General features: G+C 67.2%; 15 protein-coding genes and 3 pseudogenes. 7 read left to right on the forward strand and 11 right to left on the reverse strand.

All coding sequences use genetic code 11. The annotated features are described in order from the left end of the window. Positions 1-247: 247 nt before the first annotated feature. Positions 248-379 (reverse strand): annotated as a pseudogene (locus ABGB11_RS41680) (IS5/IS1182 family transposase); the annotation flags it as partial. Positions 380-619: 240 nt separating this feature from the next. Beyond that, the gene (locus ABGB11_RS41685; protein WP_347641208.1) at positions 620-1,024 is read right to left on the reverse strand and encodes an amidohydrolase family protein; all 405 of its coding nucleotides are present in this window, start codon (positions 1,022-1,024) and stop codon (positions 620-622) included. A 471-nt stretch (positions 1,025-1,495) separates the two neighbouring features. Between ABGB11_RS41685 and ABGB11_RS41690 the strand changes: the two are divergent. Further along, positions 1,496-2,160, forward strand: a pseudogene (locus tag ABGB11_RS41690) (transposase); the annotation flags it as partial. A 92-nt stretch (positions 2,161-2,252) separates the two neighbouring features. Here ABGB11_RS41690 and ABGB11_RS41695 read toward each other — a convergent pair. Beyond that, positions 2,253-2,459 (reverse strand): hypothetical protein, encoded by a 207-nt coding sequence (locus ABGB11_RS41695; protein ID WP_347641209.1) that lies wholly within the window; start codon positions 2,457-2,459, stop codon positions 2,253-2,255. 229 nt (positions 2,460-2,688) lie between these two features. After that, positions 2,689-3,972 (reverse strand): MFS transporter, encoded by a 1,284-nt coding sequence (locus tag ABGB11_RS41700; protein WP_347641210.1) that lies wholly within the window; start codon positions 3,970-3,972, stop codon positions 2,689-2,691. Positions 3,973-4,058: 86 nt separating this feature from the next. On the opposite strand from ABGB11_RS41700, the gene ABGB11_RS41705 reads away from it, so the two are divergent. Next, positions 4,059-4,628, forward strand: coding sequence for an ABATE domain-containing protein (locus ABGB11_RS41705; RefSeq protein ID WP_347641211.1), 570 nt, complete (start codon positions 4,059-4,061; stop codon positions 4,626-4,628). A 448-nt stretch (positions 4,629-5,076) separates the two neighbouring features. Here the strand turns inward: ABGB11_RS41705 and ABGB11_RS41710 are convergent, their stop codons facing one another. The 3 genes from ABGB11_RS41710 to ABGB11_RS41720 form a co-directional block, all read right to left on the reverse strand. Further along, entirely contained in the window at positions 5,077-5,862 is a 786-nt protein-coding gene (locus ABGB11_RS41710) for an SDR family oxidoreductase (RefSeq protein ID WP_347641212.1), read from the reverse strand. A 48-nt stretch (positions 5,863-5,910) separates the two neighbouring features. Next, on the reverse strand, positions 5,911-6,489 hold the full coding sequence (locus ABGB11_RS41715; RefSeq protein WP_347641223.1) for a TetR/AcrR family transcriptional regulator: 579 nt from the start codon (positions 6,487-6,489) through the stop codon (positions 5,911-5,913). A gap of 430 nt (positions 6,490-6,919) precedes the next feature. Beyond that, positions 6,920-7,348 (reverse strand): MarR family transcriptional regulator, encoded by a 429-nt coding sequence (locus ABGB11_RS41720; protein WP_347641213.1) that lies wholly within the window; start codon positions 7,346-7,348, stop codon positions 6,920-6,922. Positions 7,349-7,491: 143 nt separating this feature from the next. On the opposite strand from ABGB11_RS41720, the gene ABGB11_RS41725 reads away from it, so the two are divergent. Both ABGB11_RS41725 and ABGB11_RS41730 read left to right on the forward strand, forming a co-directional pair. After that, entirely contained in the window at positions 7,492-8,379 is an 888-nt protein-coding gene (locus tag ABGB11_RS41725; RefSeq protein ID WP_347641214.1) for an MBL fold metallo-hydrolase, read from the forward strand. 280 nt (positions 8,380-8,659) lie between these two features. After that, a complete protein-coding gene (locus ABGB11_RS41730) occupies positions 8,660-8,917 on the forward strand; it encodes a helix-turn-helix domain-containing protein (RefSeq protein ID WP_347641216.1) in 258 nt (85 codons plus the stop codon). Between the two features lie 111 nt (positions 8,918-9,028). On the opposite strand, the gene ABGB11_RS41735 is transcribed toward ABGB11_RS41730, so the two are convergent. Further along, positions 9,029-10,327 (reverse strand): FAD-dependent oxidoreductase, encoded by a 1,299-nt coding sequence (locus ABGB11_RS41735; protein WP_347641218.1) that lies wholly within the window; start codon positions 10,325-10,327, stop codon positions 9,029-9,031. A gap of 113 nt (positions 10,328-10,440) precedes the next feature. Beyond that, positions 10,441-11,286 carry a MurR/RpiR family transcriptional regulator gene (locus ABGB11_RS41740; RefSeq protein WP_347641219.1) on the reverse strand — a complete coding sequence of 282 codons (846 nt, stop codon included), beginning with the start codon at positions 11,284-11,286 and terminating at the stop codon, positions 10,441-10,443. 273 nt (positions 11,287-11,559) lie between these two features. Between ABGB11_RS41740 and ABGB11_RS41745 the strand changes: the two genes are divergently transcribed. From ABGB11_RS41745 to ABGB11_RS41755, 3 genes are all read left to right on the forward strand, one after another. Beyond that, positions 11,560-11,859 (forward strand): hypothetical protein, encoded by a 300-nt coding sequence (locus ABGB11_RS41745; protein ID WP_347641220.1) that lies wholly within the window; start codon positions 11,560-11,562, stop codon positions 11,857-11,859. A gap of 45 nt (positions 11,860-11,904) precedes the next feature. Continuing rightward, positions 11,905-13,341: an aldehyde dehydrogenase family protein gene (locus ABGB11_RS41750; protein ID WP_347641221.1), complete on the forward strand. Its 1,437-nt coding sequence runs from the start codon at positions 11,905-11,907 to the stop codon at positions 13,339-13,341. 103 nt (positions 13,342-13,444) lie between these two features. Next, positions 13,445-15,040 (forward strand): PAS domain-containing sensor histidine kinase, encoded by a 1,596-nt coding sequence (locus ABGB11_RS41755; RefSeq protein WP_347641222.1) that lies wholly within the window; start codon positions 13,445-13,447, stop codon positions 15,038-15,040. A 67-nt stretch (positions 15,041-15,107) separates the two neighbouring features. On the opposite strand, the pseudogene ABGB11_RS41760 reads toward ABGB11_RS41755, so the two are convergent. Together ABGB11_RS41760 and ABGB11_RS41765 are read right to left on the reverse strand one after the other, a co-directional pair. After that, a pseudogene (locus ABGB11_RS41760) lies at positions 15,108-15,266 on the reverse strand (IS1380 family transposase); the annotation flags it as partial. 54 nt (positions 15,267-15,320) lie between these two features. Beyond that, positions 15,321-15,453: 2-oxo acid dehydrogenase subunit E2 (locus tag ABGB11_RS41765; protein WP_347641225.1), on the reverse strand; the 133-nt coding region annotated here is incomplete at its 5' end.

The raw sequence follows: 15,453 nt of genomic DNA on the forward strand, positions 1-15,453 counted from the left end.
TGGCCATCGCCCTGGCCGACCTCATGGGCTGGACCAACATCGCCGCCGCCAACGACCACTACCGAGCACACCCCGACCACGCACTTCAACTACTCGATCTCACTACCTGAGAACGCATTCGCCCTGCCCCTAGGGTGCTTTCGCAGGTGAGAGGCTCCCCGATCGACTTCCATCGACCTTGATCGACTGGTCTGGTGTGCCTGGGGGTCAAGGGGTCGTGGGTTCAAATCCCGCCGTCCCGACAAGAAAGCAGCGCCTGACGGCCCGGAGGCAACCGCCGCCACCGAGACCCGAGCATCGTTCGATGCCTGCGGACAAGGTCGGCCACGAACCCGCGGGCCGAGGGGGACAGATCCAGCGCAGCACGATAGAACATCAATAGGAGCTCCTGGTGGTCAAGGTGGTCGCAAACCTCGACCTACCACGAGCTCTTTCGATTACCGACGCGCCGCGCGGCCCACGATCAGCCTGTGATCTGCAAGATCAGGATGGAATCAGCTCAGAGCCAGGATCAACGTTGCATGAAGACCCACGTGATGCGGCAGCCGCGCATCGCATACTTTGGCTGCACTCTCGCCTTACAGCCAAAGCATTCTCCACTTCTGCCGACGCTGGCGCGTCACTTCACGGGCACTTTTATTCTGAACAGTTTCTCTGCATTTCGGAAAGCAATCTTTTCCTTGGCTTCGCGTGGCAAATCGACTCCGCGGAACCAGTCAGTCTGCTCCTTTATGTCCGCGAACGGGTAGTCGGTTGCGAACATCACTCGATCCACGCTTATGTACTTCAGCAGGAGAGCTATGTGATCCTGATTGATGGAGTTCAGCTTCAACAACGTGGGAGTCGAAAAGGTCTCCTCCGTGCCGATGAAGGGCAGGTCCCGGTCTCGCGATGCAATGTCCGGAGTCTTGTCCGGAGTCTTGTTCCCGTCCGCTGCCGAAACGGCGGCATACGCGGACAAGCCGGCACCAGCGCCAAGTGCCGTGGCAGCGGCTAGAAAGCCGCGGCGTCCCATGGACTTCATGTCAGTCTCTCTTCAGGTGTTTGTCAGGTCGAGGAACCGCTCGCCGGCGCGCAGCGGCTGTGGTGGAGCTGACAACCCGCCCGCGTGCGCGTTGTGCGAGCCGGCCGCGGCGGGCGCCGCACTGTGGTCGGCGTGCGACCCGCGGGCGGCGACAGCGAACGCCGTCGCCAACGACCTGGTGGCCGTCCCGAACCTAAACCGCCCGGGCGGCGCTTTCCCTGACGGCGCTGCGTCGACTGCCATCACTAGCCTCCTACATGCGGGTTGCATCGCTTACCTGGATGCCTACTTCCTACCGAGCGAACCTGAGACGAACGTTAGAACCCGTCCTTAAACCGTCGCGGTGCAGAGGCCGGTTGCGTCCACGGAGGTGGGTATGAGTTTGACCTGGTCAGAGGGCGTGGCGTCGTGACGTGAGACGGCCATCGCGTGATCCTTCTAATCGACCAAGATCAGAAGGAGAGGAACGCGATGGCCGTGGACAACAGTGTGGACCCTTCGAGCTGGCTGGCCGAGCAGATCAGGGCGTGTGAGCCCGACGTGTTGCGGTCGATGGTCAAGACGATGGCCGAGGCGCTCATGTCGGCCGAGGCCGATGCGGTCTGCGGCGCCGACTATGGGACCCGCTCGGACGAGCGGGTCAACCGCCGCAACGGCTACCGGGTCCGGGACTGGGACACCCGCGCCCGCACCGTGGAGCTGGCGATCCCCAAGCGCGCACGCACTACCTGCGCAACCTGCTGACCAGGGTGCCCAAGTCGGCGCAGCCGTGGGTGGCGACGCTGGTGCGGACCATCTTCGACCAGCCCGCCGCCGAGGAGGTCCACGCCCAGCACGCCCGGGTCGTCGCCCCGCTGGAGGCCAAGCACCCCGACGCGGCCGAGCACCTGGCCGAGGCCGAATCCGATCTGCTGGCCTTCACCGGCTTCCCTCGGCAGATCTGGCGGCAGATCTGGTCGAACAATCCCCAGGAGCGGCTGAACAAGGAGATCCGTCGGCGCACCGACGTGGTCGGGATCTTCCCCGACCGGGCCGCGATCGTCCGCCTCGTCGGCGCCGTCCTGATGGAGCAGACCGACGAATGGACCGAGGCCCGCCGCTACATGGGCCTGGAGTTCCTGGCCAAAGCCCGCCTTCGAGTGGTCGAGGGCAACACACCCGACCCCGAGATCGACCAGCGAGACTCACCGCTTAACCTGCAGAAACAGGATCACGCGAAGATCAACTCTTACACCACTCCAGTGGACGTGATCGTGTGATGCCTGCGCAGGGCGTCTACGGCCTGGCTCGGCAGCTGCAGCGTCCGGCGGGACTTGTCGGTCTTGGTATCGCCGCCAGCGCGCACGAACCGCCACACGTAGACGGCGAACACGTCGCGGTCGAAACCCGCCTTGGCCACCGACCGCCACTCGGCCGCGTCGTCGACCCACGCCACGACGTGCGCCCACCGCAGCGCCGGGCCTCTTCGGTGCGGACGCCGGTCAGCAGACTGACCACGACGTAGGCGTGCAGTTGCGAGGACTGGGCCGCCTTCAACACGGCCCGGGCCTGGTCGAGCGTGTAGCAGTAGCCCGCAGTTCGGGCGATGAACACGCGCCCGACGGCCATCGTGTTCTCCTCTCTCAACCGATTCGCCACCCCGCAGTGACAACTTCCCCGTAGGCCTAACTCGCCGTTCGCTCCACGCTGTCCGGGCGACAGCTGGCATCCCCGCTGGACGCCTGCCGCGCCCATGAATCCTGAGGAGCCGGGATCTCGCGCATGCGGCGCAGCGGTGAGGCGGCCACCCAGATCACAGAGGTGACCAGGCCGGTGGCTCCGACGGCGACACCGGTGCGCAGACCGAGCCACTCGCCGGCGAGGCCGCCGAGGAACGTGCCAACGGCGACGACGCCGAAGGAGATGGTCCGGTAGGTCGCGGTCATCCGGCCCAGCATGGGAGGCGGAGTGACCGCCTGGCGGACGCTGGTGGCGACCACACTGGACAGGGCCACACCCATGCCGTTGAACAGGAAGGCGGTGACGAGCAGCGGGATGGTCACCGCGGACCCCGCGGGAGCGAGCGGGACGAGCATCAGGGCCAGCACCTCGATCACGATCGGCCAGAGAACTGCGCGGCCGACGCCGAGCCGTCGGGTGACGGGGCTCGCCAGGATGGAGCCGGCCAGTGCCCCGATCGCCCCGGTGGACAGGATCAGGCCGATCGCGCCGGCGCCGAGGCCCAGAACGCGGATGGCGAAGAGCGGGAACAGCACCACCATCCAGTTCGAGAACAGGTTGTACGAGGCCGCCGTGCCGATCAGCGCACGCAGCAGCGGGTTTCCCAAGGTGACCCGCAGGCCCTCGCGGATCTGGCCCTTCCGGGTCGCGGGCGGCTCGGGCAGTGGTTCGCGCGTCCGGATCAGGAGCAGGCTCAGCGCGGACAGCGCGAAGGTCACCGCGTCGACGACCAGCGTGATCGGAGCCGTCATCAGCTGGACGAGGACTCCCCCGACACCCGGCCCTCCGACCTGCGCGGTGGACTGGCTCGCGGTCAGCCGGCTGTTGGCGCCCACCAGCTGCGCGGGCGTGACGATCGAGGGAACGTACGACTGGTAGCTCACCTCGAACAGCACCGTGGCCGTACCGAACGCGAACACGGCGGCGAGCAGCAGCGGGACTGTGAGCAGGTCCAGCACGGCGAGGACGACGATCCCGGCCAGCAGGACGGCACGCACGGCGTCGGCCGCGATCAGCACGGGAAGCCTCCGCTTCCGGTCGATCCACGCTCCGGCCCAGAGGGCGAGCAGGGCCCAGGGGAGCCAGCGGGCAGTGCCGAGCAACCCGACCTGCGCCGCCGTTGCGTGCAGGCTGATGACCGCAGTGAGCGGCAGCGCAAGCTCGGTGACCTGGGAGCCGAAGAGGGAAGCCGTCTGCCCTGCCCAGAGCTTGCGGAAGTCGCGGTTCACATTCTAACCCTTCAGAAGGATATGAGTGGTTAGACAGTAAGATTTGGACTTATAACCGGTCAACTCAGGGTTGGTGGTGAGACTCGGTGGGCTTCGCGTTCTCCTTCGTGGGCGGTGCGCTCTGCCTCGACTTCGTGAACACCGTGAGCTGGCACCTGGCCGAGCGGCCTGTCGAACATCTGGAGCGCTACGGCGACCTGGTGGCGTGGGCCCTGCAGGCCGAGGTGCTCGACGATGAGCAGGCAGGACGGCTCCTGGACCGCGCCGTCGAGGATGGCGGAACGCTCGGCCGTGCGCTGGCACTGCGGGAGGCGTTGTTCCGCACGTTCAGAGGTGAGCCGACCGAAGGGGATCTCGAACGGATCAACGAGGTGCTGGCCGAGGCCATGGGCCGTGCCGTCCTGTATCCGGCCGGGGCCGGGCTGACCTGGGGCTGGCCCCACGCCGAACCCGAGCCCCCTGCCCGGATGCTCTGGCCGGTGGTGCGCTCGGCCGCGGAACTGCTGTCCTCAGCGCAGGCGGACAAAGTCTCGATCTGCGCGGGCGGCGACTGCGGCTGGCTGTTCCTGGATGCCAGCCGCAGGCGCCGCTGGTGCTCGATGCGCGGCTGCGGCAACCGCGCCAAGGCCGCCCGGTACTACGAGCGGCACAAGTAGCCCGCCTAGTACTGGTCGTGCCTGGACACCGGAGGGATCACCTCAACGAGTCCGTCAGGCTCGCGCGGGAGCCATCGGATGGACCTCGCGAGCCGTGCCGTTCAAGAAGACGCCCGGGCCATGGGTGTTATCGAAAGCCTTCCTCGGGGACTGCGTCCGTCTAGATCACCTGCGCTCCCGCGCGGTGGTCTGGGCGGTATGTGACGTGACTGGCTGAGCGTCGCTTCCTGGCCCGCTGTTTGTCGTGTCCGATTGGCCCGAGCATGTCGGTGTTCGGGTAATCGAAACGCCCCTCGTACGGCCGGCTGTCTGGGCCGTACGAGGGGCGTTGTGGTTGGTGGTGCTCTGCTGATGGCGTGATGGCCCCGCCCTGACCTGCAAGAAAAAGAAACCGCTGCAGGTCAGGGCCAACGTGGTCGGAGTGACGGCCGGTGGGACCGGGGCCTTGTCAGGCCGTTTTGGATTGGCCGCCGTCGATGATGTAGTCGGCGCCGTTGATGTTGCGTGCCTGTCCGGAGGCCAGGAACAGCACCAGGGCGGCGACCTCGTCCGGTTCGGTGAGCCGCCCGGTGTTGAAGCCCGCCTTGGCCGGCAAGCCGGCCAGGAGTTCGGTGACGGTGGTGCCGTTGGCCGCCGCCAAGGTGGCCCCGATGCCGGTCTCGCTCTCCCAGGCCGGAGTGCGGGTCGGCCCCGGCGAGACGCTGTTGACCCGCACGCCGCGCGGCCCGAGTTCCTCGGCCAGTGCCTTGCCCAGGTTGGTCAGCGCGGCCTTGGACGTCCCATAGTCGACCGTCGGGGGCTGGGGAAAGCGCCCGCGGATCGAGGAGACGTTCACGATCGCTCCTTGGCGTTCCAGCAGGGACGGCAGGGCGGCGCGGATCGCGCGTACGGCGGAGAAGAAGTTGACTTCGAAGGTGTGCTGCCACTGCGCATCGGTGATCGCGCCGAACCCGTCCAGCCGCGCGTCGAAGGCGCCCACGTTATTGATCAACACGTCGAGGCCGCCGAGCATGTCGACGGCTTGGCGTACCGCCTCACCCGGGCCTTCGCCGGTGGCCAGATCCACCGGGACCGGGTGCGCTCCGGCGGCCTTGAGCTCCGGGCTGATCGTGCGGGCCACTCCAGCCACCCGGGCGCCCTGGGCGATCGCTCCGGTGGCGATGGCCAGACCGATCCCCCGGCTCGCTCCGGTCACCATGAGTGCTTTTCCTGACAGGGACATGATGATCTCCATCTGTAATGATCGTTCGAAATTGAGGGTAAAAAAAAATCGCGTTCTACCTCACAGGGTGCCCACCGTCGCGTCCACCACCTCCACCAGTTGCCGTCGGTCGGTGGCGGTCTTGCCGAGCACGCGCAGTCCATAGACGGCGTTCAGGACGAACCGCGCCAGCGCGCTCGCGCTACGCTCGGCAGTGATCTCACCGTCTCGCTGGCCACGTTCCAGGGCCGCCGTCAACGCCCCCTCAACCCGGGCGAAGGTACGCCGCACTATGGCGGTGACCTCCTCATCCTTGCCTGCCAGTTCGATCGCGGCGTTCACCGCCAGGCATCCCCGCCGTCCGGGATCGCCGAGTTCGGCGTCGATCACCCCGAGCATCAACTCCCGGATGTGCTCCTTCACCGGCCCGGGCTCATCCAGCAGCGCGATATCGGCCTCGGTGTTGCGCTCCAGATACCGGCGCAGCGCCAGCTGGTATAGCTGGTGCTTGCTGGTGAAGGCGTTGTAGAGGCTGCTGCGCCCCAATCCGGTGCTGTCCACCAGGGCCTGCGCGGATGTGGCGGCGTACCCGTGCACCCAGAACGCCTCCATGGCGGCCTCGAGCACCCGCTCTTCGTCGAACTCCCGCGCCCGCGACATGATGATCACCGTACTTCATTAGTAACGAACGTTTCAAATCGGCATGCAGACTCGCGCAGGTCCTCGGCAACACCCAGGCAGCCCCTTCTCCGCCGGACCCACCGACGGCGTGCGAGGAGCGGCCGGTTCAGGGGCTGCAGAGTGCAGCCCCTCTGTGGAACTGCAGGCCGCCCAGACAGCGTGGAGGTGGCGATGCCCTGCTTAAGCACCAAACATCGACTTAGCGCCGGTGCATGGTCTGCAGCTACGGACGCTCCTACTCTGTCGCGATGTACATGCTGCCCGAGCGTCACGGTTGCGGCCGTCCTGGCCCCGGGAGCCGCGATATGACCAGAGCGACCTCATGCTCGTTGCCAGCCTGGGCGATGAGCGCCGAGCCGGAAGGGGTCGCGTTGCTCCGACTGGGGCCGACAGAGTGTGTCGGCGTCACTCATGAACGCACGATGGCTTGTTCGAGCAGGTTCTGAAGGGCGCGCTGCTGCCGGATGGTGAGGCGAGCCAGCGGTGAGTCCTGGACGAGGAGTTCGAGGAGCCGCTCACGGAGGGCGTGGCCCTCCGTGGTGAGGACGAGTTGCTTGGCGCGACGGTCGGTGGGGTGCGCTCGGCGCTCGATCAAGCCCCGTTTTTCGAGCTTGTCGACGATGAAGGTTGCGTTGGAGGGCTCGCAGCTCATGCGTTCGGCAAGCTCCCGCATGGTCATCGGTCCGGTCATCTCCCGCAGCGCGGTCGCCTGGGCCGGAGTGAGACCCAAGCTGACCGCGCGTTCGCGTACGTGGCCGGCGATCTGCTGGGCCAGTCCGTTTACCAGGCCGCACAGTTCCCGCTCGGCGATGGCCGGCGGTTCTGGGGACGTGGTCATGTGCCTCATCCTAGCAAGTCCATCAAGTCAGCACATTTAAACCTGAAATATTTCAAGTTTGACTGTTTCAAGCTTGATCCTTATGGTGGCCTGGCCGCCGACGATGCGGCGATGACCTGACCCCGAAGAAGGGAAACGCGACCATGGCGAACTCGGCGGTCGACCAGGACGAGCGGCTGCGGCGGCCAGCGCGGATCCGCTCGGTATGGCTGGGCGACACGAGGGTGTCCTTCGTGCCGGACGGCGCTATCCAGGGCAGGCCGCGCAGCTGGCTGCCGGACACCACGGATGAAGTCTGGGCCGCCCACCCGGAGTACCTGGATGCCTCCGGTCATCTGGTGGCGAGTATCGGTGGGCTCTTGGTGGAGAACAGCGACCGCGCACTGTTGATCGATGCCGGGTGGGGGCCGGTGACACTGCCAGCCGAACCGGGAAGCCCCAACGGCGCCGTTCACGGTGGCGCGCTGCTGGACAGTCTGGCCAAGCTCGGCCGCAGGCCGGAAGAGATCGAGGCAGTGGCCTTCACCCACCTGCATATCGATCACCTCGGCTGGGCCTGGCATCCCGCTCCGGGCGGTGACCAGCCTGTCTTCACCCAGGCCGAGTATCTGGTGGCCGAACCGGAATGGGCCGAACGCGACCTATCTGCGCAGGGCATCACCGAGGAGGAGGCCACCGCGCTGACACCGCGCGTGCGTACGGTGACGGACGGGCAGGAGGTCTTCCCTGGCTTGCGGGTCCAGATCACCGGTGGTCACACGGCCGGGCACACGCAGTATGTCATCACCGGGGGCGGAACCCGGCTGATCGCCTTCGGCGACGCCCTGCATTCACCGATCCAGGTGGACCACCCCGAATGGTCCTGCCTCTACGACCATGACCGTGCCCAGTCCGCCGAGCATCGTCAGCATCTCCTTGCCGAGTTGGAAGAGCCTGACACGATCGGCTTTGGCATCCATTTCGCCGATACGGTCTTCGGGCAGGTCCGCCGGGACGGCGACGGCTCCGCTTGGCGCCCCCTGGACGTCTGACCCGTCCCGAGATCGACCACGACAATCACCTGCGGCCTGTCAACCCACTTGCCCACGGCACGGCAGTGGCCGGGAATCATCGCGACCGCGTGACCGGGACAGTGGCCGGGGATGCCCGGTTTCACCGTCGGGGCGCCGGTCCCGGCACTCGAAGCAGGCTCGCACATCGTTCTGGTCCTCCCAGCGTACGGCTGGCGGCCCGCTCTGCTTGTCGCGGGCGGAGTTGGCGCGTGGGGCTCGGGCGGCGACCTCGACGCAGGCGGATACCCGGTGCCGGATCGTGCTGGCATGCGCCCAGCCCGGTGCCTTCCACACGCATGTGGCCGCCGAGTTGGATGTCTCGCCGCCGACGGTGGCCAAGTGGCGCCGCCGGTTCATCGAGCACGGCCTGGCCGGGCTGGCCGGTGAGCCCCACCGTCCACCCTCGATCCTGCTGGACAAAGTCCAGGAGGTGGTCACGCTCACCCTGGAACAGACCCCGCCCGGCGCCACGCACCTTCAAGATCTCCACCGACCCGCTGTTCGCGAGGGAAGGTGATGGACGTCGTCGGCCTCTACCACAATCCGCCCGAGCGGCGCGCTGGCCGCGATCGACAAGGCCGTGCCCTTGGAGGGCACCTGGTCTACAACGAGTTTCAGGCACAGAACACTAGCCGAGGACGTTGTTCGGGTGGTCGTGGTCGAGTGTCCGGAGTCGTGAGAATGCGGCCAGGTCGATGCTGTTCCCGGTGGCGCGGCAGTTCACCTGGACCGGGTCGCGATCATGATCGTGGCCCGTTTCGCAGGCGTTGATGAGCGTGGCCATGAGGTGGCCCGCCACGGGGGCGAGCTTGAAGCCGTTGCCGCTTGTGCCGCACGCGAGATAGAAGCCGGGGAGCAGGCTTCGGTCGAAGATCGAGGTCCAGTCAGGGGTGACGTCGTAAAGAGCGCCGAGTCCGTTCGGCCGGGCGGGAACCGCGAGCTCGGGAAGCCGGCGGGCCACCCGGTAGACCTGTCGTTCGTAGACGGCCATGCTCGGTTCAGAGCCGAAACTCTCTGGATCGTCCACCCATTCGAGCGGGTCGCATTCGGGCTCGATGCTGCTGATATGGACAAGGCCGCCTGCCTGGGGACGGAAGGCCGAGCCAAGGTCATGGTCGGTGACGAAAACGCCGCCCCCGTCGATGGCGAAGTCGCGCGGAGCGGGGATGGTGTGCGTTTCGACGCGGAGCGGGCGGCTGCGAACCCGCATGTCACCCGTCACCCCGGCGAGCCGGTTGATGGGGTCGGACGCCGGCCCGGCGACATTGACCACCACCTGGGCGTCGATGCTCCGTCCCGAGGCAAGGACGACCCCTCCGACGCGATCGTCCTTCCGTGTCACCGCGGTGACGCGTTCGCGGAAGAGGAACCTCGCGCCGTGAAGGCGGGCGGCTGCCATGAGGTTGTGGGCGGCGAGTTGGGGGTCGTCGATATAGCCCGCGTCCGGTGTGAAGTATCCGCGGAGCTCCCCTTCGGCGGGCCGCCAGAACCGGTCATCGTCGATCGGAGCCGGCGGACCATAGCCGGCCGGATCGATGGCCGGGAAGCGGACCCGGATCTCGTCCGCTGTGAGCTTCTCGCAGGGAACCCCCACCTCGCCGAGCAGCTTCAGCACGGGGGACGAGTCCGTGCCCGGCGCGTCGAGTACGAGTCCACCGGTCCGGATGAACCGCGCGTTGCCACGGCCGTCCTCGGCCCCGAGGTAGTCCTCCCATCGAGTCCACCAGTGGTAGGACTCCCAGGCGGCGGTGACGCTGTCGCGGCCGGAGTAGTGGAAACGGATGATCGCCGACGAGGCGCCTGTTGAGCCCCCGCCGGCGGCGGCCAGGGCGTCCACGACGACGACCTCGCGACCACCGCGGGCCAGTTCGAACGCCACGGCGCAGCCGATGATGCCCGCGCCGATGACCACCGCGTCCGCGTGCATCGCGCCGTCCTCGATCCTGAGAGAACCTGCCGCCGGTTTCGTACCGGCGCCTCACACGCTAACGGCACGAACGTTTCACGGCAAGGCGCCGCCAGAATATTCGTTTCGGAAGGCTATTCGCCGTCGGTGAGGGCGCCCATCGTCTGCCAGAGATCCTCGACCGCCTCCAGATGCTTCGCGGCCGTCTCCCGGCGCTTGCCGGCGACCGCCGCCACCAGGGCGTTGAGCAACGCGAGTGTCGCCACCTGGCTGTCGAACGGCCCGGCGCCGGCGACGCTGACCGGGAACGTCAGGTCGGCCGTGCGTGCGAGCGGGCCGATCCGGCTGTCGGTCAGCGCGACGACCTTCGCCTGGCGCTGTCGGCTCAAGCCGGCGGCGAGCAGCACCCAGCGGTCGTAGCGATGGAAGTCGATCGCGACCAGGACGTCGCCGGGCTCCGTCCGCGCGAGTTGCCGCCCGACCTGGAGCTGGTTGCCCTCGATGAGGGTGACGCCGGGGCGCAGCGAGAATAGCTGGTCCACGGTGAGCGACGCCACACCTCGGGCGCAGTCACCGGGGCAGAAGTAGACATGCCGCTCCGGGTCCGACAGCAGCGCCACCGCCTGGCCGAAGGTGCGGCTCTGCACTCCTCTCAGCGTCGCTTCGACGTTGTCGGTCTCGACGGTGAGCGCGCGTGCGAGATCGTCGCCCTCGGGCGGCCGCCGGATGCGCTCGGCGGCCGGGCCGAGCCGGGCCGAGAGTTCGGCCTGGACGCTCTCCTGAAGCCCGATGTAACCGTCGAAACCCAGCTTGGTGGCGAAGCGCACGACCGTGGCACCACTGGTTCCGGTCAACCGCGCGAGACCGGCCACGGTCCCGAACGCGATCTCCTGGGGCCGTCCGAGCACGACCTCCGCGACGCGGCGTTCCGCCGCAGTGAGTTCGTCCCCATGCCGGGTGATGCGCTCCTCGACGCTCATGTGAGCAACTGTTCCATATGCGTTGACCGGCCAACCGTGGCCCGTCGCGGCTGTTCCGCATCCGAAGGGCTTCGGGAACGTCTCTTTCATTGCAGCTTGTTGACGGAATGTTCGTTTCGATGTGTACTGCCTCATGCCTCACTCGTCCGTGGAGCAAGGCGGCGTCCGCTTCGCGGCTGAGAGCGGACGCCGCCGAAACGGCCCCGCATGAGGCCGAACAGCCCTGCATGAGATGGAGGCATCGTGGTCGTACGTAGCTGGACCGGTTGGACCATGAGCGGCAAGGCTGCGGACTATGAGCGGTACATGCACGAGGTCGCGCTTCCCGGGTATTCGGAGGTCGCGGGGAATCTCGGTGTTCTGATGCTGCGCCGGGAAGTCGACCACGACCTGACCGAGTTCACGATGGTCACCCTGTGGGACTCACTCGACAGCATCCGCCGCTTCGCCGGTGACGACCCGTCCGTGGCCGTCTTCTACAGCCGTGACGACGAGTTCCTCGTTGAGCGGGAGTACACCGTCAAGCACTACGAGGTCTACGGCATGAACCCGCTGCCCGGCGCAACTCCCTGACGAGCCGCAGCCTTCAAAGCCGTAGTACCAATCGTTGGAGTGCATGTGAGCGCTACTGATGTCCTTCGGGCCCACGACGACATCTTCGTCGGTGGCAGCTTCATTCCATCCGCGTCGACCGAACGAATCCCGGTCGTCAATCCCGCCACCGAGCAGGTCATCGCCACCGTCCCAGCGGGCGGCGTCGCTGATGTGGACGCGGCGGTGGACGCCGCGCATGCGGCCTTCCCCTCCTGGTCGGCGACCTCCGTTGAAACGAGGATCTCCCTGCTCCGGGCCCTTCAGGACGCTTTGCAGAGCAACAGCGGGACCATCGCCGACACCATTGTCGGCGAACTGGGAATGCCGATCGACGCGACGAGCGATGTCCAGGTCAACGATCCCGCGCTGATGCTCGGCGGCTACGCGGACGCACTACCGGCTCTGCCGCTCGAAGAACGCCGAAACCGGGCACTGGTACTGCGCGAGCCGGTCGGAGTCGTGGCCGTCATCACGCCGTGGAACTATCCGCTTTACCAGATCGTAGCCAAGGTCGGTGCCGCTCTCGCCGCCGGCTGCACCGTGGTCATCAAGCCGAGCGAGCTCGCCCCGTTGAACGCCTACGAGTTGGCCCGTGCGGTGAACCACGCGGGACTTCCCCCGGGCGTGCTGAACATTGTCATGGGACGCGGTACGCCGGTCGGCGAGGCACTCGTCTCCCATCCGCTCGTCCGCATGGTGTCGTTCACCGGGTCGACCCTCTCGGGCCGCCGGATCGCCACGCTGGCCGCGGCGGCACCCAAGCCGGTGACCCTGGAACTCGGCGGAAAGTCCGCGACCATCGTACTCGATGACGCCGACCTCGACTCGGTGATTCCGAGGGCCGTCGCCGACTGCTTCCGCAACGCCGGGCAGACGTGCTCTGCCCGCACGCGCCTGCTTGTGCCGTCAAGGTATGTGGAACGCGTCGCCCTGCTGGCCAGGTCCGCGGCGGAAAGGGTCCGGTTGGGCGCCCCCACTTCGCCGGGCACTCACCTCGGCCCATTGATCTCTGCCGAGCAGCGCGAGAAAGTGCGCGCCTTCATCCGCACGGGGCTGGACGAGGGCGCTCGTCTGCTCACCGGGGGCCCTGAACAGCCGGCCAGGCAGCCCCGCGGGTACTACGTGCGGCCGACGGTCTTCGACCGGGTCACCAGTGACATGACGATCGCCCAAGAAGAAATATTCGGCCCCGTTCTCGTCATCATCGCCTACGAGGACGACGACGACGCGATACGGATCGCGAACGACACCCGCTATGGCCTGTCCGGCGCCGTTTGGTCCGCCAAGCAGGAGCGAGCCATCGCGGTCGCTCGACGAATCGACAGCGGCGAAGTCTATGTGAACGGCGGAAGATTCAACATCGCCGCACCATTCGGCGGCACGAAGGAGTCCGGCTATGGCCGCGAACTGGGCCCGCTCGGAATCCTGGAGTTCACACAGTCGAAGGCCATCCTCACCTAGAAACCCCTGATCAAGGTCCGACCTCAGCGATGCCATGACGAACTTGAAGACGCGGAGGGCTGTGTGCACGGAGAGGCCGGCATGCCGCCACCACGCGTTCGCGATGCTGACGCTCGGGGCGGCGCGCACCGTCCAGGCGGTCTGGGGCGTGCTTGCACTGCTTCGGGTCATCGTGCATTTCATCGGTTCCCATCTCGCCCGGCGGACCGCCCTGAGCATCGCACACCGGCTGCTCCGACTGCCGAACCCCACCGCGGTCCGTCCGGCCACCGCGGCGGACCTGGTCTCCCTCGCCGCAGATCTGCGCCGAATCCTGCGCGCCGACCTGCTGCAACTCGACACAGCGCTGCCGTCCGGACCCGTCTCGGTCGAGGCGTCCCGCGCGGGCATCGCGCCTATTGATCGCCGACCCGCCGGGCCCAGGGACTCCGGCCGTCCCGTACGAGTGTCACGGCACGACTTGCCGGACGGCTGGCGGGCCGCCGTGCAGATCTCGCTGTGTGCCCCGGACGGACGCGATGCCGGACGGTTGCTCCTGGGCTGGACCGGCTCGAACGGCCGGTACGCGGCCCGCCGAGCCACCGGTCGAGAGATGAGCGAGGCATTGACCAGCGCGGGCCGGGTGCTGGACGGCTTCTGGGCCGACGCGTGGGAGGCGCATGGGCTGGAGCGGGAACGCTCTCGTCTCTCTGCCCTGGTCGAACACTGCGGCGTCGCGCTCCTGGCCATCCGGCCGCCTGGCCGGGTCATCGCCTGGAACGCTGCGATGGCTGACATGACCGGTCTGCAGGCGGCGGATGCGATCGGCAGGCGGACCGAGGAACTATTCGTCCTGACGGCCGAGGACGGCACCATGACATCCCTGGCCGATGGCTCACCCGGGACCGTCCAGATGACCACGGCCACCGGACGCTCCCTCCGTGTGGAATTCTCGTGCTCCCCTGTCATGAGCGACGCGGTTTCGGAGTTCCAGACCGTCGTGGTTGTGGACGTCTCGGCCAGATGGCACCTCGACCGGATGCGGCAATTGGCCGTCGCCACGGCCCACCATGAACTGCACGGCCCGCTCACCATGATCCACGGACACGTCCAACTCCTCGATCCGACGCTTGCCGGGGAGACCGAGAGGGACTCCCTGACGGCGATTCATGACGCGGTCGAGATGATGTATCACGTCATCACCGACCTGGTCCTCCTCTCCGAGACCGACCCGTCAGCGCGCCTCGCGACGAACGAGCCGATCGATGTCGCCGCTGTTCTGCGCAGGACCTTGCTCGGCGTCCCATCGGTGGCGGCGCGCACAGTGATCGACTCACAGTCCGGCATCACCGTGTACGGCGATCCGGTACGGCTGCGACAGTGCCTGCTCCTGGTGCTCGGCAACGCCGAGAAGTACGCGCCCGACGGAAAGATCACCATCACGGCGCGCAGAGACGGTGCCTACGGCGTGATCGGCATCGCCGACGAGGGGCCGGGCATACCGCCGGGCGAACGCGACCTGGCGCTCCGGCCGTACTACCGCTCGGCCGCCTTCCAGGACCTGCCCGGAACCGGTATAGGGCTGCACATCGTGCAGGAGATGATCTCGGTCATGCACGGCCGGATCGACCTGGCGGCGACACCATCCGGCGGCCTCCAGGTCACGCTCCACCTACCCCTGACTCCATGGGATGAGATGGAGTCATCGCAGCCGCCATAACCCTGACCCACACACGGTGGCTCGGGTGAGGAAGACACGAGCCCGCTCCGGAGTGAGGGTCCGGCCTCAGCTCCGGCTCGGCCCGCAGAATCGCGATGTCGGACAGGCAGTCCCCGCCCTGCGCCAGCGTTATCGCCAGGTCCGCGATGACCTTTCCCGGATCATGGATCGTCCGCGGCCTGCGCCAGCGTTCCAGACCGGTGGAAAGCGCCTGGTCGAGGCCAGTCGCACGAAGCATTCCAGTCAAATGCAACCGGTTGGCCCTGGGAACGGTCGTCGGCTATCGGCTCCAGGCGAGCATGCGGATCGGGTCTTCGAGCATGTCGCCGACGTCGCGCAGGACCCGCGAGCCCAGCTCGCCGTCGACGATGCGGTGGTCGAACGAGAGCGACAGCGTGGTCACCTTGCGGATC

This window comes from Actinomadura sp. B10D3 (assembly GCF_039871695.1).
In the GTDB taxonomy this organism is placed as follows: Bacteria; Actinomycetota; Actinomycetes; order Streptosporangiales; family Streptosporangiaceae; genus Spirillospora; species Spirillospora madurae.

Excerpts from the sequence above, each read along its gene's own strand:
- ABGB11_RS41710 (WP_347641212.1), bottom strand. The coding sequence starts at position 5,862 with ATGGAGATCATCATGTCCCTGTCAGGAAAAGCACTCATGGTGACCGGA.
- ABGB11_RS41685 (WP_347641208.1), bottom strand. The coding sequence starts at position 1,024 with ATGAAGTCCATGGGACGCCGCGGCTTTCTAGCCGCTGCCACGGCACTT.
- ABGB11_RS41745 (WP_347641220.1), top strand. The coding sequence starts at position 11,560 with ATGAGCGGCAAGGCTGCGGACTATGAGCGGTACATGCACGAGGTCGCG.
- ABGB11_RS41755 (WP_347641222.1), top strand. The coding sequence starts at position 13,445 with ATGCTGACGCTCGGGGCGGCGCGCACCGTCCAGGCGGTCTGGGGCGTG.
- ABGB11_RS41725 (WP_347641214.1), top strand. The coding sequence starts at position 7,492 with ATGGCGAACTCGGCGGTCGACCAGGACGAGCGGCTGCGGCGGCCAGCG.
- ABGB11_RS41720 (WP_347641213.1), bottom strand. The coding sequence starts at position 7,348 with ATGACCACGTCCCCAGAACCGCCGGCCATCGCCGAGCGGGAACTGTGC.
- ABGB11_RS41715 (WP_347641223.1), bottom strand. The coding sequence starts at position 6,489 with ATGTCGCGGGCGCGGGAGTTCGACGAAGAGCGGGTGCTCGAGGCCGCC.
- ABGB11_RS41735 (WP_347641218.1), bottom strand. The coding sequence starts at position 10,327 with ATGCACGCGGACGCGGTGGTCATCGGCGCGGGCATCATCGGCTGCGCC.
- ABGB11_RS41740 (WP_347641219.1), bottom strand. The coding sequence starts at position 11,286 with ATGAGCGTCGAGGAGCGCATCACCCGGCATGGGGACGAACTCACTGCG.